The sequence below is a fragment of the Indolivaga alginatilytica genome (assembly GCF_003201355.1).
Classification (GTDB): domain Bacteria; phylum Bacteroidota; class Bacteroidia; order Bacteroidales; family Dysgonomonadaceae; genus Dysgonomonas_A; species Dysgonomonas_A alginatilytica.
Map to the genome: position 1 here is coordinate 38,008 of NZ_QICL01000029.1, position 24,958 is coordinate 62,965.

Annotated in this window: 21 protein-coding genes; 11 read left to right on the forward strand and 10 right to left on the reverse strand. The window is 36.2% G+C overall.

From position 1 onward, the window contains the following. Nucleotides 1-54 precede the first annotated feature (54 nt). The 3 genes from panC to CLV62_RS17485 all read left to right on the forward strand — a co-directional run bounded on the left by panC (nt 55) and on the right by CLV62_RS17485 (nt 2,817). Nucleotides 55-897: a pantoate--beta-alanine ligase gene (panC, locus tag CLV62_RS17475; protein WP_110312068.1), complete on the forward strand. Its 843-nt coding sequence runs from the start codon at nt 55-57 to the stop codon at nt 895-897. 66 nt (nt 898-963) lie between these two features. Continuing rightward, nucleotides 964-1,317, forward strand: a complete 354-nt coding sequence (gene panD / locus CLV62_RS17480; protein ID WP_110312069.1) for an aspartate 1-decarboxylase — start codon at nt 964-966, stop codon at nt 1,315-1,317. A gap of 171 nt (nt 1,318-1,488) precedes the next feature. After that, the gene (locus CLV62_RS17485) at nt 1,489-2,817 is read left to right on the forward strand and encodes an MATE family efflux transporter (RefSeq protein WP_245904114.1); all 1,329 of its coding nucleotides are present in this window, start codon (nt 1,489-1,491) and stop codon (nt 2,815-2,817) included. Between the two features lie 49 nt (nt 2,818-2,866). Here CLV62_RS17485 and CLV62_RS17490 read toward each other — a convergent pair whose 3' ends face one another. The 6 genes from CLV62_RS17490 to CLV62_RS17515 all read right to left on the reverse strand — a co-directional run bounded on the left by CLV62_RS17490 (nt 2,867) and on the right by CLV62_RS17515 (nt 7,379). Then, nucleotides 2,867-3,271 carry a hypothetical protein gene (locus CLV62_RS17490; protein WP_110312070.1) on the reverse strand — a complete coding sequence of 135 codons (405 nt, stop codon included), beginning with the start codon at nt 3,269-3,271 and terminating at the stop codon, nt 2,867-2,869. Continuing rightward, nucleotides 3,261-3,638: a phage holin family protein gene (locus tag CLV62_RS17495; RefSeq protein WP_110312071.1), complete on the reverse strand. Its 378-nt coding sequence runs from the start codon at nt 3,636-3,638 to the stop codon at nt 3,261-3,263. The genes CLV62_RS17490 and CLV62_RS17495 overlap by 11 nt, the downstream gene beginning before the upstream one ends. After that, nucleotides 3,628-3,831 (reverse strand): YtxH domain-containing protein, encoded by a 204-nt coding sequence (locus CLV62_RS17500; RefSeq protein WP_110312072.1) that lies wholly within the window; start codon nt 3,829-3,831, stop codon nt 3,628-3,630. The genes CLV62_RS17495 and CLV62_RS17500 overlap by 11 nt, the downstream gene beginning before the upstream one ends. Before the next feature lie 149 nt (nt 3,832-3,980). After that, nucleotides 3,981-5,345: a tRNA (N6-isopentenyl adenosine(37)-C2)-methylthiotransferase MiaB gene (gene miaB / locus CLV62_RS17505; protein ID WP_110312073.1), complete on the reverse strand. Its 1,365-nt coding sequence runs from the start codon at nt 5,343-5,345 to the stop codon at nt 3,981-3,983. Between the two features lie 182 nt (nt 5,346-5,527). Next, nucleotides 5,528-6,280 carry a porin family protein gene (locus CLV62_RS17510; protein WP_245904115.1) on the reverse strand — a complete coding sequence of 251 codons (753 nt, stop codon included), beginning with the start codon at nt 6,278-6,280 and terminating at the stop codon, nt 5,528-5,530. Between the two features lie 31 nt (nt 6,281-6,311). Continuing rightward, nucleotides 6,312-7,379, reverse strand: a complete 1,068-nt coding sequence (locus tag CLV62_RS17515) for a PCMD domain-containing protein (protein WP_170120088.1) — start codon at nt 7,377-7,379, stop codon at nt 6,312-6,314. Between the two features lie 499 nt (nt 7,380-7,878). Between CLV62_RS17515 and CLV62_RS17520 the strand changes: the two genes are divergently transcribed. The 3 genes from CLV62_RS17520 to CLV62_RS17530 all read left to right on the forward strand — a co-directional run bounded on the left by CLV62_RS17520 (nt 7,879) and on the right by CLV62_RS17530 (nt 12,764). Further along, on the forward strand, nt 7,879-8,298 hold the full coding sequence (locus tag CLV62_RS17520; RefSeq protein WP_110312075.1) for a hypothetical protein: 420 nt from the start codon (nt 7,879-7,881) through the stop codon (nt 8,296-8,298). 39 nt (nt 8,299-8,337) lie between these two features. Then, nucleotides 8,338-9,825 carry an acetyl-CoA hydrolase/transferase family protein gene (locus tag CLV62_RS17525; RefSeq protein ID WP_110312076.1) on the forward strand — a complete coding sequence of 496 codons (1,488 nt, stop codon included), beginning with the start codon at nt 8,338-8,340 and terminating at the stop codon, nt 9,823-9,825. 401 nt (nt 9,826-10,226) lie between these two features. Next, nucleotides 10,227-12,764 (forward strand): adenosylcobalamin-dependent ribonucleoside-diphosphate reductase, encoded by a 2,538-nt coding sequence (locus tag CLV62_RS17530; RefSeq protein WP_110312077.1) that lies wholly within the window; start codon nt 10,227-10,229, stop codon nt 12,762-12,764. A 97-nt stretch (nt 12,765-12,861) separates the two neighbouring features. Here the strand turns inward: CLV62_RS17530 and serB are convergent, their stop codons facing one another. The 4 genes from serB to pyrE form a co-directional block, all read right to left on the reverse strand. Next, nucleotides 12,862-14,085 (reverse strand): phosphoserine phosphatase SerB, encoded by a 1,224-nt coding sequence (serB, locus tag CLV62_RS17535; protein ID WP_110312078.1) that lies wholly within the window; start codon nt 14,083-14,085, stop codon nt 12,862-12,864. A gap of 102 nt (nt 14,086-14,187) precedes the next feature. Continuing rightward, nucleotides 14,188-15,528, reverse strand: a complete 1,341-nt coding sequence (argH, locus tag CLV62_RS17540) for an argininosuccinate lyase (RefSeq protein WP_110312079.1) — start codon at nt 15,526-15,528, stop codon at nt 14,188-14,190. Between the two features lie 92 nt (nt 15,529-15,620). Further along, on the reverse strand, nt 15,621-16,049 hold the full coding sequence (locus tag CLV62_RS17545; RefSeq protein ID WP_110312080.1) for an SRPBCC family protein: 429 nt from the start codon (nt 16,047-16,049) through the stop codon (nt 15,621-15,623). 46 nt (nt 16,050-16,095) lie between these two features. After that, nucleotides 16,096-16,725, reverse strand: coding sequence for an orotate phosphoribosyltransferase (gene pyrE, locus CLV62_RS17550; RefSeq protein ID WP_110312081.1), 630 nt, complete (start codon nt 16,723-16,725; stop codon nt 16,096-16,098). Nucleotides 16,726-17,022: 297 nt separating this feature from the next. On the opposite strand from pyrE, the gene CLV62_RS17555 reads away from it, so the two are divergent. The 5 genes from CLV62_RS17555 to mnmD all read left to right on the forward strand — a co-directional run bounded on the left by CLV62_RS17555 (nt 17,023) and on the right by mnmD (nt 23,734). Beyond that, entirely contained in the window at nt 17,023-17,646 is a 624-nt protein-coding gene (locus tag CLV62_RS17555) for a fumarylacetoacetate hydrolase family protein (protein ID WP_110312082.1), read from the forward strand. Between the two features lie 152 nt (nt 17,647-17,798). Next, nucleotides 17,799-21,224, forward strand: a complete 3,426-nt coding sequence (gene porU, locus CLV62_RS17560; protein WP_110312083.1) for a type IX secretion system sortase PorU — start codon at nt 17,799-17,801, stop codon at nt 21,222-21,224. Nucleotides 21,225-21,310: 86 nt separating this feature from the next. After that, on the forward strand, nt 21,311-22,477 hold the full coding sequence (gene porV, locus CLV62_RS17565) for a type IX secretion system outer membrane channel protein PorV (RefSeq protein WP_170120089.1): 1,167 nt from the start codon (nt 21,311-21,313) through the stop codon (nt 22,475-22,477). A gap of 64 nt (nt 22,478-22,541) precedes the next feature. Beyond that, the gene (gene ispF, locus CLV62_RS17570) at nt 22,542-23,021 is read left to right on the forward strand and encodes a 2-C-methyl-D-erythritol 2,4-cyclodiphosphate synthase (protein ID WP_110312085.1); all 480 of its coding nucleotides are present in this window, start codon (nt 22,542-22,544) and stop codon (nt 23,019-23,021) included. A gap of 20 nt (nt 23,022-23,041) precedes the next feature. Continuing rightward, entirely contained in the window at nt 23,042-23,734 is a 693-nt protein-coding gene (mnmD, locus tag CLV62_RS17575; RefSeq protein ID WP_245904116.1) for a tRNA (5-methylaminomethyl-2-thiouridine)(34)-methyltransferase MnmD, read from the forward strand. Nucleotides 23,735-24,958 lie beyond the last annotated feature (1,224 nt).

A 24,958-nucleotide genomic window follows, 5' to 3' on the forward strand; every position in this document is an offset into this window, starting at 1 on the left:
TAAAAATTTAGTTGCTTTGCACAATCTTTTAAAGGCTAGTTTAGGCAAAGGTTTATGACAACTGTATATACTATCGAAGATCTGCAAAAAGCAGTATCTATAAGTAAGAATGAAGGGGGAACAATAGGTTTTGTTCCAACAATGGGTGCCCTCCACGAAGGACATATTTCTTTAGTCAAAAAATGCTGTGAACAGAATAATGTCTGTGTGGTTAGTATTTTTGTTAATCCGACTCAATTCAATAATCAGGCAGATTTAGAAAAGTATCCGAGAACAATAAAGCAAGATACGAACATTCTCGAAGCTGCAGGTGCTGGCATTGTTTTTGTACCTTCTGTTGAAGAGATCTATCCGGAGCCGGATAATCGACAGTTTGACTTCGGACAGCTGGATAAGGTGATGGAAGGTAAGTTTCGTCCTGGTCATTTCAACGGTGTGGCTCAGGTAGTAAGCCGCCTTTTTGGTATCGTAAAACCTGATAAAGCTTACTTTGGCGAAAAAGATTTTCAACAGTTGGCAATTATAAGACAGATGGTACGCCAATTCAATATTCCGGTGGAGATTGTGCCTATGCCAATACGGCGTGAAGAAAGTGGTTTGGCTATGAGTAGCCGTAATCAGCGATTGAGTGAAAATCAAAAGACTGAAGCGATCAATATTTATAGAGTATTGTCAGAGAGTAGGAAACTCTATAATCAGAAAACAGTGGAGGAAGTTAGAGCCAAGGTTATCGAAGATATTAATAAAATAGACTCTTTGGAGGTTGAGTACTTCGAAATTGTAGATGGAAATACTTTACAGCAGATTTCAGCCTGGAAAGATTCCAATTATATTGTAGGCTGTATAACAGTGTTTTGTGGAGATGTGCGCTTAATAGACAACATTGTATATTCATAAGCACATCTGAATTCATATTTACTGAAACAATAAAAAGGTTTGGAACCTTAATTGATATATAAAAAAATGAGAATAGAAGTTTTAAAGTCGAAGATTCATAGAGTAACAGTAACCGATGCTAGTTTAAACTATATAGGGAGTATTACTATTGATGAAGATTTAATGGATGCTGCTAATATGATAGCAGGCGAAAAGGTAGCTATCGTTAATAATAATAACGGTGAGCGTTTCGAGACTTATATAATAAAAGGTGAGCGTGGAACAGGTACAATTTGCTTGAATGGTGCTGCTGCGAGGCGTGTACAACCCGGAGACGTCATTATCATTATTTCGTATGCCAGTATGGATTTTGAAGAAGCGAAAACTTTCAAACCTTGGATTATATTTCCCGATACGAAAACTAATAAATTAATAGACTGATAAATAATAATTTATATGGGAATTGGGATGATATATTTGCATAGTCATCCCATTTTTTTTAGACTAGTCGAATTGAAACTAAGGTCGTGTAATATTTTACAATTTAGGAAAATGTAAAGTCGATTGTTGGTCTTAGTTTAAAAATATGGCTGTAAATATTTTGTATTACTTATGACGTATTCATATAAAGATATTTGGAAGGTAAGTCTTCCCATAATGTTAGGGTTGCTGACACAGAATGTCATGCAAATAACCAATACAATATTTCTGGGTAGAGTAGGAGAGGTCGAGTTTGGTGCAGCCGGTCTTGCCGGTATATACTATATAGCGTTTTTTATGCTGGGCTTTGGATTTAGTATCGGGGCCCAGATAATGATAGGACGCCGAAACGGAGAGAAGAACTTTGACCAGATCGGAACGATTGTTCTTCAAGGGATGATGTTTCTCTTGGTTTTTGCTGCTATATTATATGGGCTTTCGAATGTGTTTTCGAGGACCCTGTTACCCACGTTGATAAAATCGGAGCATGTATATGAGGCGGCTTCCGAGTATTTAAGATGGCGTACATTTGGTTTCTTTTTTGCGTCGGTTAATATAATGTTCAGGGCTTTTTATGTAGGGATAGCGAGAACCTCTGTGCTTACTCTGAATGCTCTTGTTATGACAATTGTAAATATTATTTTTGACTATCTTCTGATTTTCGGGAATTTTGGATTTCCTCAATTAGGGATAGCGGGAGCTGGTATGGCATCGGTGCTTGCCGAGATTTCTTCAATTATCTTTTTTGTGGTATATACCCTTAAGACGGTTGATCTAGGAAAGTATGGTTTCCATAAAATGAAATTTAGGTTTGGTGTCATCCGCCGTATTTTGAATATATCAGTGTTTACTATGGCTCAGTATGCAATTTCCATGTCTACTTGGTTTATATTTTTTTTAGCAATAGAAAATCATGGAGAGAGAGATTTAGCTATAACTAATATTATAAGAACTTTTTATATGATGTATTTCATACCGATGAATGCCTTGTCAACCACGGCAAATACATTAGTAAGTAATACGATAGGAGCAAGGAAATATGAAGAGGTCTGGCCTTTAATTAAGCGGATTTGTTTACTGAATTTGGGTATAGTGGTGCTTATGGGGATATTCACACTGGTAAAAGCCGAACTTTGGATTGGACTTATTGCCTCTAACAAAGATATGTCTTTGGTTCAGGAAACCGTAATGCCATTGATTGTTCTGGTTTTTGCTTTGCCGATATGTAGTTTAGGAACTGTATTGTTTAATTCGATATCGGGAACAGGAAATACTCGTTGGGCACTAATCTTCGAAATGATAACGCTTGTGTTTTATATAGGTGCTATGTATGTGATTGTTATTCACAATAAATCATCAGTTGCAGTATGTTGGACTGTAGAATATATTTATTGGGGAACATTGATGGTATTATCTTACATATATCTTACCCGAGGAAAATGGCAAAACAAAAGCATATAAAAACTATATGCTTGCTGAAATAAATATGTATAATAAAGCTTCGGAGTTATTAATCTAAATCCGAAGCTTTATTCTTTTTCTTTAATTTCTTCTTGGTCTTGTTTTCTCCACCACCAAAGATGGATTTTATTTTTTTCATTATCATGTTCATAATCATAGGTTGTACCATCTCCCAAACAAAAGGAGCTGCACCCAGAAACATCTGAGTAACTAAAGATGGTGAAGAGGTATTTTCTTCTGAATCCTCGTCTGATTCGTGATTTTTACCTAATGAAAATAGGTCAGCAATACCACTTTTTGCAGATGAAAAAACAGAGCCTAATGCCAATCGTCCGAAATGACCTTTTGCGTAATGCCAATTACCATGTAATTTTTCTTCATATTCGGCACATTCATTCTTTAGTCGACTTCTTTCTAATCGAAGTTCTTGTAAAGGCGTCAATTTAGTCTTCATCCGATTCTATTTTCTTGATTATACTTAAGGTTATGTTCAGAAAGTACCTGCGGATTCTTTTCGCATTGAATATTAAAGCGAATAATGCGACTAAAGTAATAAGTAGTAGAACTCCAAATCCTGCTGCATAGTTATTAAGTAAGTCTCCAATAACGACTCCCAATCCAACAAGTATAAGAATAAACAAGATGAGTGCAAAAACACTCATCATCAAGCCATATATAATGTATGACGATGAACTTGCTATTTTCTCAAATACTTTGAGTTTTGCTAGTTCCAGTCGCTTTTCTATATAGCTTGATAAGTCTGCTTTTGACTCATCTATTAGTTCGCTAAAGTTCTGATATTCTTCGTTGTTACTCTTCATCCTCAATAAGCTCTTCCAATTGGTCTTCAACTTTAGAACATGAACCTTTCACATTGTTTTTAACTTTGTCAACCAGTTTGTTGATTTCGTGCATCCATTCTTCTTTTTTGTCAGATGCGGCAACATAACCGGCTGCGGCACCAATAGCAGCACCAATAGCTAAAAATAATAAATTTGAATTTGATTTTCCCATTGTTGTAATAATTTTATTTATAAGTAACCTTTTGTTTATATGATTATATAATTAACAAGAAATGCCTGTTATTGTTTAGATATATACTTCTAAAGTAATGTATTTTGGTTAAAGAAAAAATTTCCCCATGTGTAATTAACTTTTGTTAATCACTCAACAACTTCACCAAAGAGAGTTGCCGATGTATTGCCGGTAATCTTAACTTTTACCAGTTGACCAATACGTAGGCTATTCTTGTCGAAAATCACTACTTTATTTTGTGATGAACGTCCGAATAACTGTTCTTTTGATCTTTTAGAAAAGCCTTCGATCAAAACTTCATATATATTACCAATATCTTTAGTGTTGCTAATTCGTGATAATTCGATTTGCAAATCAATTATTTCCTGTAAGCGTTTCGACTTTACTTCTTCAGGCACATTGTCCTCTAGTTTTTTAGCAGCATATGTACCGGGACGTTCCGAATATTTGAACATAAAAGCAGAATCAAAACCTACTTCTCGCATTAAAGATAAGGTTTCTTGATGATCTTCTTCGGTCTCCGAATGATATCCGCACATAATATCGGTCGAAAGCCCACAGCCCGGTATGATTCGTTTGATAGCTGCTATTCTGTCCAGATACCATTCTCTGTCGTACTTACGTTTCATTACTCCCAGAATCTTGGTGCTTCCCGATTGTACGGGTAGATGGATAAATTTACACAGATTATCGTGTTTAGCTATAACCTCTAATGTTTCATCGGTCATATCTGTGGGATAAGAAGTTGTAAAGCGTATTCTCATATTAGGAGCAGCTTCTGCAACTAGTCCGAGAAGTGCAGGGAAATCTACAATGCTTCCATCCTCTTGTGTGAATTTGTAAGAGTTTACATTCTGACCTAATAGAGTTGCTTCTTTAAAGCCTTTTTCCTTTAGATCATTCAGTTCGTTTAGTATGCTCTGAGGTTCTCTGCTGCGTTCGCGACCTCTGGTGTATGGTACGATACAGTAGGTGCATATTTTATCGCATCCACGCATGATGGAGATAAAACCCGAAAGATGGTTACCTCCTATTTTTAAAGGTATTACATCTTTATATGTTTCAGTTTTTGATAGCTGTACATTGATAGCTTTTTCACCGCTTTCGGCAGCACCTATCAAATTAGGTAAATCTAAATATGCATCGGGACCTACTACAATATCTGCATGATGGTTATCCAGTAAGTCTTCTTTAGCTCTTTCAGCCATGCAACCGAGGACACCGATAATTAGATTTTTATTCTTTTTACGTTTTATCGCATTCAGTTGTTCGAGGCGTTGAATGACTTTCTGTTCAGCATTGTCGCGTATAGAGCAAGTATTTACAAAAATTGCATCTGCCTCTTCAATTCTTTCAGTCATTTTATAGCCATCCATTTCCATAACGGATGCTACAACTTCGCTGTCTGCTACATTCATCTGACACCCATAGGTTTCGATGAACAATTTTTTGTCAGTCGTGGATTTAAAGTCCAGTCCTAGTTCGTTGTTCATAATGATATAATGTTATAATATAAATATAGAGCAAAAATAGTGCATTTATATGATAATACCCGATAGTGCAGGCATAAAAGTATATTGATCTTTCTATTGAGTTAATGCTAATCGAATAGAGTCTTAATACAGAATGCGTCCTGAAATAGTTCAGGACGCATTCTGTGAAAAAAACTTATATATTATAGTTTGTAGGTTAATCCCAAAGTAAGATATATATTATACATATTGAAATCAATAGCTCTAAAATTTGAAGGGAAGATAGATGTTAATCCCCAATTCATATTACCATAAATACCAAATCTGTCGTTAACCTTTCTTTCAGCGCCTAGTAGTAAACCAAAGTCAAAATTGCGAAGTTTGTCATTGAAATCGAAAGATGCTTCCGTAATTTCAACTTTTTCACCCGTAGGTTCATTCACTCGTATGTAGCCATCTGATGCTGTGCCCGAGAACTTGCCGCTAAACAGATAAGACGCATATCCACCACCTCGAACCTGCCATTTCTGATTGATGTTGAAGGTTGCATATAATGGTATTGTAACATATGCAAGTTTAACAGTCGTTTGATTCTTGCCTACAAAGTATCCTTCCAGAGCATCATTGCTTCCGTCTTCTATTACTATGCTTGTATAAATGTATTTTACACGAGCTCTTGTTCCCATTCCTTTGTAGTCAAGAGTTATCCCACTTCCTAATCCCCATTTTTGGTCAAGCTTATAAATAATGTTATAACCCAACTGAGGGGTGAACTGAGGCCACCAGCTATCTATCGAACGTATCTCTTCGGGGATGGAAGTTGGTGCTGTTGCACCTATGTTGAATCCCGCAATTATTTTATGCTCAAAGCGATCGGCAATTGTTTCTTGGCTTGATAGCATAAGTGTTGAGCAAAAGAATATAAAAAGGAATATATTGTGTTTTAATGATTTCATGAAATTATGTATTTCTTTAATTATTATTCTTTTAATTACTCTCATATTCGCATACAACTTCTACATTGTCTACGATTAATTTGCTACCTACTGCTCCTTCATAAAAATCGCCGTTTTTACTAGAGGCAAATACCACAGCCAATTTATAATCGTATAGATCGTAATTCAGTTCCTCAGTGTATACAAAAGGCAGATCGAATTTGGTATATTTATCTTTCGGCGATCTGTCCTCAAGTATTGCTTTTCCTACAAGTTTATCCGATGTAAGTACATTCTCTCCGTTAAGATACTCGTTGAGGCCTTCTGCTCCTTTGGTTACTTTATATACAACTGCATATATAGAGAACTCGTCAGTTTTGTTAGGTACAATTCCATCTCTGTTTATTAAAGTGTCTCCTGGTGCATATTTATAATATCCAGTCATATTTATAGGCTTACCACTTTCTTTAGGATGTATTTGTCCGAAAAGAGCAGATTGGGGAGGACTTGCCATGTTAAGTTTAAAGGCTCCTCTGAATAGCGATCCTGAAAATATAGCAACATATCCAGCTACAAGAAAAGTACCTCCTCTTTGTGTTTCAAGAAGGGCAGCATGTTTTCCGCTGAAAGCATCTTCTGTCGATCTTGTTGGATATACATCTACTTTACCCAGTTTTGCCATCATTATACCTTGGTTGGCAGAACTCCACATATCATCATCCAAGGCGGGATATTTCCACAAGCCTCCTTCCATAAACCAATCTTCGAAATCGAAATTTAAGCTTATTGAAGAGGTTATATTTACGGTGTATACTTTACTGTATTTTTTATCTTCTGAAACAACAGTATAGGTTACACCATTCGTAAAATCGAGGGTGTCGCCCGAAGCCGGTGTTATTGTCGCACCGGGTGTAACTACAATTTGAGGTGCAAGTTTCTTATAATCGGTTCCTTTTATTACCAGTGTGACTTTATTATCTGAGATAACTGAATTTATTAAGATGCTATCGGGTAAAGAAAAGGACTCTATGTCAGCCTCCTTATTTAGTGGCTCATCTTTTATGCAGGATGAAAAAAGGGATAGAGCTAAGAGAGGAGTAAATAAGATTTTGAATTTCATATTATTTATATTGATAATCATTTCGCTATTAGATTGTACTTGTAATCAACAAACTTTAATAATAAAAGTTTATTAGGCGATTTGCTTAAAATTTGAAATTGAGTAGTAAAGATAGCTTATTTAAGTGGATATCTCTCTTTGTATAGGATAGGTCTGGAACTTATATAGTGGTGAAAAGCATTGTTTTGTTCTTTTATGTTGGAGTTATCAATCAGATTTAATTGTTTTTAAAGATATATTGTTTCCTGATGTTAAAATTATATTAAACATATTTGTGTATCTCGAATGGGGCTTCTTTGATGAAATTAAAAAATAGGGTTGATTTGTTGTTTTTATATCTTGTTTGACTTTTATTTAACTCCTTCATCTTTTGTAGAAAGGACAGAGTTGCATAGAACACAAGTAATGAAAATGTTTTTGGCAAAAAGTTGTAGATTAAGATACATAATTAGTACCTTTGTGGCGTGCAAAATACTCAGCAGAATATAGATTTATTTGTATGGAAAATGTAATCATATATGGAATAGTTGCAGTTATTATAATTGTAAATATTATACGAACCTACCAGAAGGAAGCTAAGAAAAATAAGGAAAGAGTCTTTACCCAACCAATACATCCGGCTACATCTTCGGTTCCTCCTCCTTTCTCAAGATCCCAACGAGTAAATGAAACTTCAAGAAACACTGAATATATAGAAGTATCTCAAAATATGCCTTCGATGAAGTCTGGGTATAACTATACCGAAGAAGGCGTTTCTGCAATTCAAAAATATATTGACACCCAGTCTAAATTTAAAGATGATGAACATTTTCTGAAGGAAGAAGATGTTGTCAGCGAATCTTTCGATTTAAAATTAGATACTGCGGAGGATTTTAAAAGAGCATTTGTTCACACACTGATCTTCGAGAGAAAATTCTAATCGCTTGGAACAACAATCTATAATCAATTATAAAAAGAAATGGCATTAAAATTTATGAATGCGGATGAGGCGGCACGCCTTATCAAGAACGAAGACAATGTCGGTTTTAGTGGTTTTACACATGCCGGATGTCCTAAAATTGTACCTACAGCTTTAGCGAAATATGCTGAAGAAGAACATGAAAAAGGAAATCCGTTTAAAGTTGGAATGTTTACAGGTGCTTCAACAGGGGATATGCTTGATGGAGCTTTAGCCAGAGCACATGCTATTAAATTCCGTACACCTTATCAAACAAATACAGACCTGAGGAAGTCTATTAATACAGGAGAAGTTCCTTATTTTGACATGCACCTTTCGTCATTAGCGCAAGAGCTTCGTTATGGTTTTCTTGGTGGTGTCGATGTGGCTGTGATTGAAGCGTGTGATGTGACTGAGAATGGAGAAATCGTTCCAACCTGTGGTGTCGGTATTTCGCCTACGGTAGCTAACCTGGCTAAAATTGTAATTGTCGAATTGAATAAATGGAATCCGAAAGAAATGCGAGGTATGCATGATATTGTTGAATTACAAGATCCACCTCTTCGCCGTGAAATTCCAATTTATTCGGTGCGTGACCGAATTGGTAAAGATCATATAAAAGTAGATCCAAGTAAAATAATCGTAGTCGAATCCAATACTCCGAATGAAGGAGGAGGCTTTGCTCCGGTAGATGAGGTTACGACTCAAATCGGAAATAATGTAGCTAACTTCTTTATAAAAGAAATGGCTGAAGGTCGTATGCCCAAGTCGTTCCTTCCCATTCAATCTGGCGTGGGAAATATTGCAAATGCAGTATTGTCAGCAATGGGTGAAAGTAAAGAAATTCCTGATTTTGAAGTTTATACTGAAGTTATTCAGGATGCAGTAATCGATTTGATGGAGTCGGGCCGTATCAAATTTGCAAGCGGATGCTCTTTAACTGTAAGTAATCCTTGTATCGAGAAGATATATAAAAATCTGGACTTCTTTAAGGAAAGAACTGTTCTTCGTCCGTCAGAAATATCAAACAATCAGGAAGTTGTTCGCCGTTTAGGTATTATTGCAATCAATACTGCCCTGGAAGCTGATATATTCGGTAATATAAACTCTACACACGTACTTGGTACTAAGATGATGAATGGTATCGGAGGCTCGGGTGACTTTACAAGAGGTGCTTATGTGTCGGTATTTGTAACGCCTTCTACCGCAAAAGATGGTAAAATCAGTGCTTTTGTGCCTTTAGTATCTCATGAAGATCATAGTGAGCATTCGGTGAAAATTGTAATCTCGGAATATGGTGTTGCAGACCTTCGTGGTAAATCTCCATTAGAGCGTGCTCATGAGATTATTGAGAAATGTGCACATCCTGATTACCGACCTTTATTGCGTGAGTATATTGCTAACGCTCCAAAAGGACAAACTCCGTTTGATATGTATAATTGTTTTGCTTTCCATAAGGCTTTCACGGAAACAGGAGATATGCGTAATGTAAAATGGGAGAAGAAATAAAGTGAAGAATCTTTCTTTGTATTGAGAAAGTATCACTCTACTTGTAGCATAGCACCCCGATTCAGGTTTTCTGAGTCGGGGTGTTTTATTTTATTTAAATTATAAAAAAAAGAGATTTTATTTTGTTGTATTCGATAAATTTATTATAGCTTTACTACAGCCAATATGAAAAATACTTACACGTCCAAATTTATTGTAATTTTATTTTGGAAAACTTTCAATTTAACCTTGTTTTTTAAAAATCTAATAACTAGAATGTTGTGATTTATTTTTGGAAACTTTGAACATTGTTGAAAACAAATTGTTTTAAAATTTGTAACATCCGTTATTCCTCGGTAGTTTTGTACTGCCAAAAAAATAGAAAGAATAAGACAACATTTAAATAAAAGAATATCCTCAAAATGGAACGTAAAATCTACACTTTTGATGAAGCCTGCGAAGCTGCCCTGGACTACTTTAAGGGAGATGAACTAGCAGCTAAGGTTTGGGTCAATAAGTATGCATTGAAAGATGCCGCCGGTAATATTTATGAGCACTCTCCCGAAGATATGCATTGGCGATTAGCTAATGAAATCGCTCGTATCGAGAAAAAATATGAAAATGGGCTTGCAAGTCAGCAATTATATGATTTGTTCGATCAGTTCAAGTACATTATTCCACAAGGTAGTCCGATGACAGGTATCGGAAACGATTTCCAGATTGCTTCTCTATCCAATTGTTTTGTAATCGGAATAGATGGCTCTGCAGATTCATACGGTGCGATCATGCATATCGATCAGGAGCAGGTTCAACTGATGAAACGCAGAGGTGGAGTAGGGCACGACCTTTCTCACATACGACCAAAAGGGTCTCCCGTTAAGAATTCAGCATTGACTTCTACAGGTTTAGTTCCTTTCATGGAGAGATATTCAAACTCTACACGTGAAGTTGCGCAAGACGGTCGTCGTGGAGCATTGATGTTGAGTGTTTCTATTAAGCATCCGGATGCAGAATCTTTTATCGATGCAAAAATGATAGAAGGTAAAGTGACAGGAGCAAATGTTTCGGTTAAAATAGATGATGACTTTATGCAAGCCGTTGTTGACGGAACATCATATACTCAACAATATCCTGTGGTTTCGGATAAACCAACTACCATAAAAGAAATTGAAGCTTCCAGATTATGGGAAAAGATCGTTCATAATGCGTGGAGATCGGCAGAACCAGGTGTTCTATTCTGGGATACTATTATAAAAGAATCAGTACCTGATTGTTATGCTGATTTAGGTTTCCGTACAGTATCAACTAATCCTTGTGGTGAAATACCATTGTGCCCATACGATAGCTGTCGTTTACTGGCAATCAATTTATACTCATATGTAGTTAATCCTTTTGCAGATAATGCTTACTTTGATTTTGAATTGTTCAAAAAGCATGTAGGATTAGCTCAACGTATCATGGATGATATTATTGATCTTGAAACTGAAAAAATCGATAATATTTTATTGAAAATAGACGAAGATCCAGAAGTTGAAGAGGTAAAACAAACCGAAAGAAACTTATGGGAAAAGATTCGTAAGAAAACATTGCAAGGACGTAGAACAGGAGTGGGTATTACTGCCGAAGGTGATATGATTGCAGCAATGAATCTTCGTTATGGTACAGAAGATGCTACGGCTTTAGCAGAAGAAGTACACCGTACTTTAGCTATCGCTGCTTACCGTTCTTCAGTTGAATTAGCAAGAGAGCGTGGAGCTTTTGAAATTTTTGATATCGAAAGAGAAAAAAATAATCCGTTTATAAACAGATTATGTGCAGCCGATCCTGAGTTATATACTGAAATGGAGAAATATGGTCGCCGTAATATTGCTTGTCTTACAGTTGCTCCGACAGGAACAACCAGTTTGATGTCGCAATCATCATCAGGTATTGAGCCTGTGTTTCTTCCTGTATACAAACGTCGTCGCAAAGTGAATCCGAATGATATTCAGGTGAAAGTTGATTTTATAGATGAGAATGGCGATTCGTGGGAAGAGTATATTGTATTCCATCATAAGTTTGTTACCTGGATGGAGACAAAAGGACATTCTGTAACTAAAAAATATACATCCGAAGAGCTGGATCAATTAGTAGCACAGTCTCCATATTATAAAGCAACATCGAATGATGTAGACTGGTTGCAAAAAGTGAAGATGCAAGGACGTATCCAAAAATGGGTTGACCACTCGATCAGTGTAACTATCAATTTACCATCAGATGCTACCGAAGATCTCGTAAATACTCTTTATGTAGAGGCTTGGAAAAGCGGATGTAAAGGTTGTACAGTTTACAGAGACGGATCGCGTGCAGGTGTATTGCTTGCTGCAGATGATAAAAAAGGAAAAGAAGAAGAATGTTACGAACGCCCTATTTTAGTGACTTCACGTCCTAAAGAATTAGAGGCTGACGTAATCAGATTCCAAAATAATAAAGAAAAATGGATTGCTTTTATAGGTCTATTGGATAACCGTCCTTATGAAGTATTTACAGGTCTAAATGATGATGATGAAGGTATCATGTTACCTAAGCACGTTAATAAGGGTGCAATTATTAAGAGCATAAATGACGAAGGCGAACGCAGTTATGACTTCCAGTTTAAAAACAAGAGAGGTTATAAAACTACAATCGAAGGTCTGAATAGCAAGTTTAATCCGGAATATTGGAACTATGCTAAACTAATTTCGGGAGTGTTGCGTTATGGTATGCCTATCGATCAGGTTATCAAATTAGTGCAGGCTTTAGAGTTGGATAGTGAGACAATTAATACTTGGAAGAATGGAGTGGAAAGAGCTTTGAAGAAGTATCTTCCTAACGGTGCTGAAATGAAAGGTCAGAAATGCCCTGTTTGTGAGCAAGAAACTCTTGTCTATCAAGAAGGTTGTTTAAAATGTAGTAATTGTGGTGCTTCAAAATGTGGATAAGGTCCTAGACCTTTATATATAAAGAAAAAGGTTCTGATTTATAAATCAGAACCTTTTTTGTATTATTACGCCAAAGCAATAAAAAGGTCTGAGACCTTTAATAATCACCTTCGAGCATCGAATCTCTATATCCAAGGAAGTACAATATACCATCAAGCCCCACAGTGGAGAGAGATTGTTGGGCATTCTCTTTTACTTTGGGTTTAGCGTGGAATGCAATACCTAATCCGGCAGTTGCCAACATTTGCAAGTCGTTAGCTCCATCACCTACGGCTACGGTTTGCTTAAGATCTACTTTTTCGACCTGAGCAATTAAGCGTAGCAATTCGGCTTTACGTTTGCCATCTACAATGTCTCCGATGTGGTTTCCGGTCAATTTGCCGTCTTCAATCTCCAATTCATTGGCGTATACATAATCGAATCCGTATTTGTCTTTTAAGTAATTTCCAAAATAAGTGAATCCTCCTGAAAGGATAGCAATTTTGTAGCCACTCTTTTTCAGAATACGAACCAAGCGAGTCATTCCTTCTGTAATAGGAAGATTTTCGGCGATCTCTTTCATTACCGATTCATCCAGACCTTTTAACAGACTAACTCTTTTTTTGAAACTTTCAGAGAAATCCAATTCGCCTCTCATTGCAGCCTCGGTAATAGCTCTCACTTCTTCGCCTACTCCTGCGCGGTCGGCAAGCTCGTCTATAACTTCTGTTTGAATAAGGGTTGAGTCCATATCGAAACAAATCAGGCGACGCATGCGACGATACATACTTTCTTCTTGGAAAGCTATATCAATCTGATATTTTGCTGAAAGAGTAAGAAAAGTCTTTTGAAGTTCTTTAAACTGTTCGATAGTTCCCCGAACAGACAATTCTATACAAGAACGTCCTATTCTGTCTTTTTTATTTAACGGAATACGAGAGGTCAGACGGGTAATTTTCTCAATATTGAGTTTATTATCGAGCAGTACCTGTGTTACTATGGAGATGTGAGTTGCATTTAACTCACGTCCTAAGATAGTTACAGTATAACGGTTCTTTCCTTGAAGATTTACCCAAGTAGAATAAGCTTCTTTGGAAAGATGCGAGAATCTGACATTAACGCCTAATTCATCTGCTTTAAATAATAAATCTTTGAGGATATATCCCGACTTCTCGGTTTCTGATTCAAACATAATCGCTAATGATAGCGAATGATGTATATTTGCCTGTCCTATATCAAGGATTGTAGCCTTATAATGTCCTAATATTGCTGTTAAAGCTGTAGTTACACCGGGACGGTCTTGTCCTGATATACGAACTAAAATTATTTCCGTATCCTCCATTCTTAAATCTTAAGTAGTTTCAACTATTTAATGCTACATTTTATAAAAATAACTGGCTCTGGTTTTTATATTTTCCAAAGTAATAAAAATTCTGCAACCTTCTTAGTTTGCTGAATTCAGTAATTTTGATTCAGCAGCTTCTATCGAAGTGAAATCAAACTGATCCACTATCTGTTGTCTTAGTAATTCTATTTGCTCGTTGCATAAATTACCTATGCTGCCTTCGTGTGTATGATTCACTTTGCGGTCATGGGAAAATTTACCGTTTTCAATATCCATACCCACTTTTTTATATGCATCACGAAACGGCATTCCTTCCAGCACTAAACGATTTACTTCTTCGACGCTAAATATATAGGTGTATTTATCATCATTGATAACCCCGTCGTTTACTTTAATCTCTCCAATCATACGACCAATCATTGATATACAATTGTTCAGTTCGTCAAAAGAAGGCAGGAATATTTCTTTGATAAGTTGCATATCTCTAAAATAGCCGGATGGAAGATTGTTAGTAATCAACGTAATTTCAGTAGGTAATGCTTGTAATTTATTACATTTAGCTCTGGATAGTTCAAATACATCGGGATTCTTTTTGTGAGGCATAATGCTCGATCCGGTAGTATATTCGTCAGGCAATTTAATAAAGCCAAAATTTTGGCTGTTATACATACATGCGTCAAAAGATAATTTAGATAGTGTTGCGGCAATGCCTGCAATGGCAAAACCTACTGTACGTTCCATTTTACCTCTTCCCATTTGGGCATAAACCACATTGTAGTTCATCGAATCGAATCCTAACAAATCGGTTGTTAGCTGTCTGTTAATGGGAAATGATGAGCCATATCCGGCAGCAGAGCCTAAAGGGTTTCGATTGCATATTTTAAATGCAGCCAATAGTAATTGTAAATCGTCAACCAAACTTTCGGCATAAGCTCCAAACCATAATCCGAATGACGATGGCATGGCTATTTGCAGGTGAGTATAACCGGGTATTAATACATTCTTATATTTTTCACTTTGTTGTAAAAGTATATCTATAAGACCCGATACCGATTCTACTACTGTTTTGATTTGCTCTCTGGTGAAAAGCTTTAGATCGACAAGCACCTGATCGTTTCTTGAACGACCGCTGTGTATCTTCTTTCCTATATCACCCAGTTTGCGTGTCAGCATTAATTCTATCTGAGAATGAACGTCTTCGATATCATTTTCTATGATAAAATTACCTTCCTCTATATTATTGTATATCAATTTGAGTTCTTTAAGAAGGACAGGTAATTCTTCTTTTGCCAGTAGTCCGATAGATTCAAGCATTGTAATGTGAGCCATCGACCCCATTACGTCATGCTTGGCCAGGTATAGATCCATTTCTCTATCGTGACCAACCGTATATTCTTCTATGTCTTTATTAACCAGTGTATTTTTCTGCCAAAGTTTCATTGAATCAGTTATCAGTTATCAGTCAACAGTTATTAGTCTTATAACTTATGACTATCTATTTATTCTCAAAACAATAAAAGGGTCTGAGACCCTTATTTGTCGGCTAAATCACCATAAGGTATTGTTGCCAATGTTTCCGCCATTTTATCCAAGCCATTCTGCAATGGTTTTGATATCATGGGCTTCAAAAAAGCATTAATGTCGGCTTTTACCGTTAATTTCATCTTTGTTTCTTGGTCAGTAGACTGTTTCAATTGAATCCAGAGAGTCAATTTGAACGGTAACTGTTCGGCTTCAAATTTAATCGTCGAATTAGGTTCGCGTTCAACAATTACAAACCGTACTTTCCCTATAGGGTCTACTGTTACAGTACAAGAATCCTGATCATATGAGAAATCTTTGATTTTGTCCTGAGGTATTTTGTCCTTAATCAGGTCTAATTTCCGAAGGTCGGATAAAACCGTAAAAATCTCCTGATCCGAATAGGGTATTGTTTTTATATCGCTGATATATTCTGCCATTCTTTACGATATTGAGTAAATAAAAGTATTAAAAAAATCTGAGACCCTATTTCCAGTCAGCCGGAGCTTTTTTCCATTCCTGAAGAGTTTCAAGCTCAGATTCATCAATGTAATCTATTCTCAAAGCCTCGCTAAGTACAGCATCGTAATTAGTAAGAGTTGTAAGTTCTACTCCCGCTTTTTCGAAATTGGCAATAGAAATAGGAAGGCCATAATTAAAGATGGCAATCATTCCGATAACTTCCGATCCGTCTCTTTTAATAGCTTCTACTGCTTTTAGACTACTTCCTCCGGTTGAAACCAAGTCTTCAATAACCAATACTTTACTATTAGGTCTTAACTCACCTTCGATAAGATTTTCTAATCCGTGATCTTTTGGGGTTGCACGAACGTATACAAAAGGCAAGCCTAATGCATCGGCTACCAATGCTCCGGGAGTAATAGCTCCTGTAGCTACACCGGCTACGGCGTCAGCATCGGGGTATAGTTCCATCGCTAAGCGGCTCAACTCGATTTTCACGAAATTACGGATTGCAGGATAAGAGAATAACTTTCTATTATCGCAATATATTGGAGACTTCCATCCGGATGCCCATGTAAACGGATTCGATGGTTGAAGCTTTATAGCCTTAATTCTCAGCAGCTTCTCTGCTGTCATTTTTTCCAAGGTATTCATAGTCTGTGGGATAAAAATATATGTGACAAATTGCAGTACAAATATAGATATAAAGGGAGAAATGAGTAATACAATTGTGTTTATTTTTTTGATTCTTTATGGATTTATGTATAATAATAAGTGTTGTATCGATTAATATCATAATTTTAGTATGAAAATATTTTTATCTTTGTAGATTCTGTCTATTATAAGTAATTGTTTGATAGCAAGATTATTTTAATTATAACTATCAGTTTTACTTATACTTGCCGGATCAGTAAAGGGGTCTGTGACTCTATTATATTTTGACACATTAAGATGAAGATTATTTGTGTAGGGCTTAATTATCAGCAGCATAACCGGGAAATGGGACGGGCAGATTCTGCCGGCTCCGATAATCCCGTTATTTTTATAAAACCCGATTCGGCTTTGTTAAAAGACAACAAGCCGTTCTTTATACCGGATTTTTCGGACGATATCCACTACGAATTAGAAGTTGTGGTTCGTATAAACCGATTGGGTAAAAATATTGCTGAACGATTTGCTCACCGTTATTATGATGAGTTGACTGTAGGTATCGATTTTACAGCGAGGGATTTACAAACAGAGCTTAAGGAGAAAGGGCTTCCCTGGGAATTGTCGAAAGGCTTTGATTATTCGGCGGTAATTGGAGAATTTATACCTAAAAGTGACCTGCCCGGTGACATAAATGATTTGAATTTTGAGTTGAAGAAGAATGGAAACCAAGTTCAATTGGGTAGTACATCGGATATGATTCATTCCGTCGATAAAATAATAGACTATGTAAGCCGTTTCTTTACATTGAAGATAGGCGATATTATTTTTACAGGTACTCCGGCAGGAGTTGGGCGTGTTGATATAGATGATCATCTGGAAGGTTTTCTGGAAAATAAGAAGCTTTTTGATTTTTATGTGCGCTAACTACATAATTTTATATGTTAAGGTCTCAGACCTTTTTATTTCTTTGGTGTAGAGATGAACCTATGTATTACCTGTAGAGAACATACATACAGGTCTCTACTTACAAGTAAAAATACAGTAATAAACAGTTGTATTACTTAAGATTAAAACTCTTGCAGAAATATTTATATATACTATTTATTTTTTGTATTTGTTCCCTGTTTCAACTTTCAGCAGTTGATAATGATGGGAGCAGATATGCTTTAAATTCGGTATTATCACAAGGAAACTGGTATAAAATAAAAGTGCCGGCTACCGGTGTGTATAAGCTGACTTATGAGCAGTTATCGGAGATGGGGTTAACTAATCCTCAGAATGTGAAAATTTATGGTTATGGAGGTTGGATTCTTGATGAAGATTTCACGAAACCTTATATAGACGATTTGCCTCAGGTATCTATCTGGATGAGTAAAGAGCCTGCCAGTTTTGGAAAAGGGGATTATATTCTGTTTTATGCCCGTGGGGATATAAAATGGACTTATGACAAACAAATGAAAGAATTTGTTCATGAGCAAAACCCATATTCATCAGATAATTATTACTTCGTTACCGAGAATGCGGAACAACCTAAATTAATAGGTATTAAGCCATCGCTATCTACAACGACTACTGTTGTGACTACTTTCGATGATTACTTTCTACATGAAAAAGAAGAAGTTAATCTGGCAGAAACAGGACGCGAATTTTTCGGGGAAAGTTTTAAGACTAAAACGTCCCAGAATTTTTCTTTGCCTCTCGAAGGTATAACTGCCGATCCGGCAGTTATAAGATATAATTTTATATCAAGGGCGTTAATGACCTCGGGAAAATTGAGTGTATCGCTTATTGGAGGGAAAGTAAAAGAACAGCCAACCAATGTTACTAATAATGATTATTATATTCATGCCACAACCATAAATGATACCATAGTAAGGAATAACCTGAAAGCGGATGAGACTCTTAACCTGACTTACACAAAGGGAATGAGCACCGATCAGAATATTCATCTTAATTATATAAGAGTCAATTATAAACGTTATCTTAAACCTTACGGAGCGGTAACTCTCTTTCGGGATACAATAAGCGGAGAGGCTGTTACTTTTAATATTTCGGATGCGGGCAGTTCAGTGCTGGTTTGGGATGTAACTGAAAATACTACTGTCAGTAAAATGGATGCTACTTTATCGGGAACTACTTTGAGTTTCGGTGCATCTAATTTAGAGATACGTGAGTACGCCTTGGTTGATCTTGCCCAAACGATTCCTTCTCCTGTTATTATTAAAGGTGCAATAAAAAACCAGAATTTACATGCGAGTGCGAATCCTGATATGATAATCATTGTGCAGCCGTCTTTGCTGGTTTATGCACAACAGGCTGCCGAATTACATGCAAAAGAGGGTTTAACATCATTAATTGCTACTCCGGATGATATTTATAATGAGTTTTCATCAGGGAAACCGGATGTAACAGCCTATCGACGATTTGTGAAGATGTTTTATGACAGAAGCACGTCTGAGGAAGAAAAACCACAATATTTGTTCTTATTTGGTGGTGGTACTTATGATAACCGCTTTATTCAGTTTAAGGAGAATAAAGAATCGATGCTTTTAACTTTTCAGACGAAAGAATCTTTAAATGAAAAAAATTCTTATGTTACAGACGACTATTTAGGATTTCTGGATGATAAGGAAGGCACTAATCTGGCAACAGATAAATTAGACATTTCAATCGGCAGATTACCGGTCAGAACAAAAGAAGAGGCAGAAATTGCGGTAAAGAAAATCGCCAGCTATGTTCAAAATCAAAATATAGGAATATGGGAAAACCATATTACATTCATTGCCGATGATGCAATTGCTCCCAATTATACACTGAGTTCGGAACGTCGGCATATGCTCGATGCCGAGAGATTTGCAACTTATACAAATGTGAACCACCCCGATTTTATAGTGAACCGTATTTATCAGGATTCTTATGAAAGAGTTATAGAAGCGAATGGGGCACGTTATCCGGATGCTACAAAAGCAATGCTTGACAGAATAAATCGTGGTACGCTTGCTCTTAACTTTATTGGTCATGGCTCTACTACCTCATGGACACATGAATATCTGCTTAAGCTGGCTGAGATTGAGGCGATGGATAATAGTAAATTACCACTGTGGATTACTGCAACCTGCGATTTTAGCCGCTTTGATGCCAATGATATGTCGGGGGGGGAGATTACATTACTTAACCCTAAAGGAGGGGCTATTGCCCTTTTCTCGACAGTGAGAGTTGTGTTTCAGGTTGACAATACAAGAATAAACAACAATATAACAAAGCATCTTTTAGTAGCAAAAGAAGGTAAAGCGGCTCGGTTGGGTGATATAATACGTAACGCAAAATTAGAGACAGATATTTCTAATGATGAGAATAAACTCAAATTTTTATTAATGGGAGATCCGGCTTTACGGCTTGGTTATCCTGATAAAACGTACCGTGTAGAAGTGTCTGAAATGAATGGCTTAGGTGCTGATGAACCAGGTATTAATATTCAGGCTTTAGGTAGTACAATAATAAAAGGACATATAGTTGATCAGAATGGAGATGTAGTTAAAGATTTTAACGGAACACTCGAAACGGTGATATTTGATGCCGAACAGACTTTAAAGACTCGTGGAAATACACCTAAGGGAACCAGTGATGAAGTTGCAATGGATTATAAAGATTTTACAAATACATTGTTTTCCGGGAAAATTGAAATTAAGGACGGCGAGTTCGAGATTAACTTTATAGCACCCAAAGATATATTGTATACCGGAGGAAAAGGTAAAATGAGTTTTTATGCTTATAATGTTGAAAAAGACAAACAAGCTCAAGGCTCTTTCTTAAATTATACTGTAGGTGGAACGAATCCCAATCCGCCCGAAGACACTACCCCTCCCGTTATCTCAAATATGTTTCTTAATTCGGCCTCTTTCAAATCGGGCGATGTTGTGAACTCTACACCTCTTTTCTTTGCCGATGTAGCTGACGATACAGGCATCAATATTTCGGACGGGTTAGGGCATAATATGGTTCTTATTCTGAACGGGCAAACTACACTCGATATGACTCCTTATTTTGAGAATGAAGATAACTCGTCAAAACGGGGAAGTATCCGCTATCAGTTTTCCGAATTGGAAGAAGGGAACTATACTTTGCAACTAAGAGTGTGGGATGTTTCGAATAACTCGGCAACTAAGTCGATCGACTTTGTAATAAGTAATGATTTCCGTCCGGTAGTATACGATTTTCAGATACGGGGAAATCCTGCCAGAAATACTACACGTTTTATGTTCAATACAAACACTCCCGGAGCTAATATCGATGTGAAGATATCAGTCTATTCTTTGATGGGACACTTAGTATGGGTACATGAAGAAAGTGGTGACTTTTTAACTCAATACACTTATGACTGGAATTTAAATGGTTCTAATGGAGGGCGTTTAAATCCGGGTGTGTATATTTGCACAGCTCAAATAAGTATAAACGGGAAATTATCAACAATGAAAAGTCAGAAGTTGATTATTGCAAATTAAGGTCGAAAGATCATTTCCCTTTTAATTAATCAGATAACATATAATAAGAACACAATTTATTAAACCAACGATAAAGTTTGAAATCGATGATAAAATTTAGTAAGAAATATCTGTTTATAGTACTGTTCTTTTCAGTAACAGTTCTTGGATATGCGCAAGAAATAGCTAATCCTCCGGTAACGGCTGTGCCTTCGTTAACAATTGCACCCGATGCCCGTGGAGGAGGTATGGGAGACGTTGGAGGGGCTACTTTGCCCGACCTTTATTCACAACACTGGAATCCTGCTAAATATGCCTTTTTACAAACAAAAGCAGGGATTTCGATGTCATATACTCCTTGGTTGCGGAAAATTGTAAACGATATAGCTATGGTGTATGCTTCGGGTTTCTATAAATTCGGAAATGAAGATAATCAGGCATTAAGTGCCTCTATCCGCTATTTCTCGATAGGAGATATACCTACATCTACTTTGGAAGATTCATTCGGTCCCAATGTATCTCCTTATGAAATGGCATTCGATGTGGCTTATTCACGTAAACTTACCGAAACATTCTCAGGAAGTGTGGGTTTAAGATATATCCGTACCGATTATACAACATTCGAGGACGATGGTACTACGCCCGGTAATGCATATGCTGCCGATATTTCCGGTTACAATGAGTCGTACGTTATGATCGGTTCGTCAGAAAGCTTATTGGGACTAGGTTTTAATATTTCAAATATTGGTAGTAAAATATCAATGGATGGCGGAGATACCGAATATTTTATACCAACCAATATGCGCTTGGGAGCCTCACTTACCTATCCGTTGGACGAATATAATACCTTGGCTTTCAGTCTGGATTTAAACAAACTTCTTGTTCCGTCACGTCCGATTAAAGGGGATGAAGAGAGTGACGATGCTTTTTTGGAACGTCAAAGAGCAATAAATGCCATGTCACCTATCAGGGGTATGTTTAGGTCATTTACAGATTCTCCTTATGGACTTAGAGGTGAGTTGGAAGAAATAGCATGGTCGGCCGGTGTTGAGTATGCATACAATAATCAATTTATGGTTAGAAGTGGTTATTTCCACGAAAGCGAACGACAAGGAAACAGGAAATATTTTACATTTGGAGCAGGATTCAAGATGAATGTATTTCAGCTCGATGCCGCTTATTTAATCTCATCGGCAGAATCCAATCCTCTGGATCAAACTATTCGTTTCTCTCTTGGATTTGATATGGATGGCTTGAGGAGCTTATTTAAATAAGCAGAAGATAAATATCTGCTTTTTAATTGGATTGAATATTTACAATACTTATTGAAAAAATAGAATGAAAATACGTGTAGGGTTTGGATATGATGTTCATCGTTTGACAGAAGGTCGTGATTTGTGGCTAGGTGGTATAAAAATTGAATATTCGAAGGGGCTGATAGGGCATTCGGATGCAGATGTACTTATTCATGCAATTTGCGATGCTCTACTTGGAGCAGCCAATCTAAGAGATATCGGATTCCATTTTCCTGATACAGCAAAAGAATATAAGGATGTAGATAGTAAACTTTTACTGAAAAAGACTCTGGAAGTCCTTACCGAGAAAGGGTATCGAATAGGTAATATAGATGCTACGATATGTGCAGAACAGCCAAAGATTAATCCGCATATACCTCAAATGCAAAAAGTGATGGCGGAAATATTGAATATTGATACAGATGATATCTCAATAAAGGCTACTACTTCCGAAAAAATGGGGTTTGTAGGCCGCGAAGAAGGATTCTCATCATATGCCGTTGCACTGATTGAGAAAATATAAGGTAATAAATGACATTTTAAATGGAAATGAACAGATTGGAACAAAAGGTGCAAATAGAATCTACAGCAGATGGCTCTCATACACTTTTTGTACCTTCTCTTAATGAGCACTATCATTCGGTGAATGGAGCCAAGCAAGAGTCTGAACATATTTATATCAATGCAGGACTATTGCATTCATCTAAAGAAAATTTAAATGTTTTGGAAATTGGATTTGGTACAGGTTTAAATGCCTATCTGACTTTATTGATTGCAGAACAGACTACAAAACATATCGATTACACAAGCCTCGAATTATATCCATTACCTATGGATGTTGTTAAGCAGCTAAACTATGTAACGAATCGTGATCCTGAACATAGAGATATGTTTATCCAACTGCACAGCTCTGAATGGGGATATAAAAATGAAATAACAGAATCCTTTAGTTTAACGAAGATTAAAGATGATTTTAGTCTATTAAATTTGCCTGTAAATTTGGATATTTCGTTTGATGTTATCTATTTTGATGCATTTGCTCCGGAAAAACAACCAGAAATGTGGTCTCAGGAAATATTCGACTTCTTATATAGCAAAACTAATATGGGTGGTATTCTTACTACTTATTGTGCAAAAGGAGTTGTAAGGCGTATGCTTCAGGAAGCAGGATATTTTATTGAGCGTTTACCGGGACCTGTAGGGAAACGCGAAATACTCAGAGCGACGAAGCTGTAGTCTTATTATTTGAATCTATTGTTGTTATTATAGAATCTCATTTATGTCCTACTATGTCGACCCCTTTACCACTTACATAAAATAGGTCAGCATTAGCATCTTTGTCTATTGTACAAAAATCGTGAAGTAAATTATAATAAAACACATCTTTTATCATCCTTTAATTCATTGGCTGTAGAATATATCATAATATTGAGTTACTTCTTACCCAGAAATTCAAGAAAAGAAGAGTGAACAAGAAGGATTACGAAAATGACTTTATCTTTTTACTCCTATCATGGCTTAACTTCCCAAAAGACACCTATAAGTACTTCCTTGATATTTATATGAATTATTAAATATATAACTAGCCAACTCAGCAGAGTTACCTTCAATTCCACTTTTTTAATAATCCCCAAAGTATTTGTCTCAAGTCATCAATCGTTTACTATAATTAAACGATCTGGGTTTTTCTATCTGTGGTAATAGATGCGTAATTCTTTCTATTGATTCTATAATGTGTAAAATGATATATTAACAGATAGAATTATACTTAGGGTAGAGAAGTGTGAGTCAAACCGATTGACGTAAGTAATTCGGTAAATGATTCTACAAAGAGGTTGTAACTATTTAAAGACATTCAGGAAACCTAAATTTAGACTAGCATTAAAATTAACCAAGTCTTTTTTGACTTTTTAAACTGTCTTTCATAGCTTAAATACCTGATACAAAATATAAAATTGCAGAAAAAGCAAAAGGGAATGTAAAATCTCAATTTTAGCATGCATAGAAGAGGTGGCTCGAAACAACTAATATAATATTTAGTATTTTCAATAATTTTGCAAATATAAATACTATAGGAGAAGGGATAGTCTGCTCTAGTGAACTAAAGAATATATGATATCCTTAGGTGTTGGTTGTATGTGATTTTATATAATTATGATTAGCTTACAAATAAATAAGTCATATATATATTAAAAATATAAGAATATTGCCTTGCATCACTTTCTACTCCCCAAATGTCTTACTGCTTTGTCTTATCTGTTATCGTATGCGGAGTTTGTGAGATTAAAGAAAATTTTCTCAAATAAATTTCATGTTATAAAACACTGTTTTGATAGTAGTTAAGGAATGAGTTGAAAAAACTTTAAAAAATAGTTTCTATAATATTTGGATTGTATTAAAAAGTGGACTACTTTTGCACTCGCTTTAGAACCGAGAGATGGTTTAGAAATAAAGCAAACA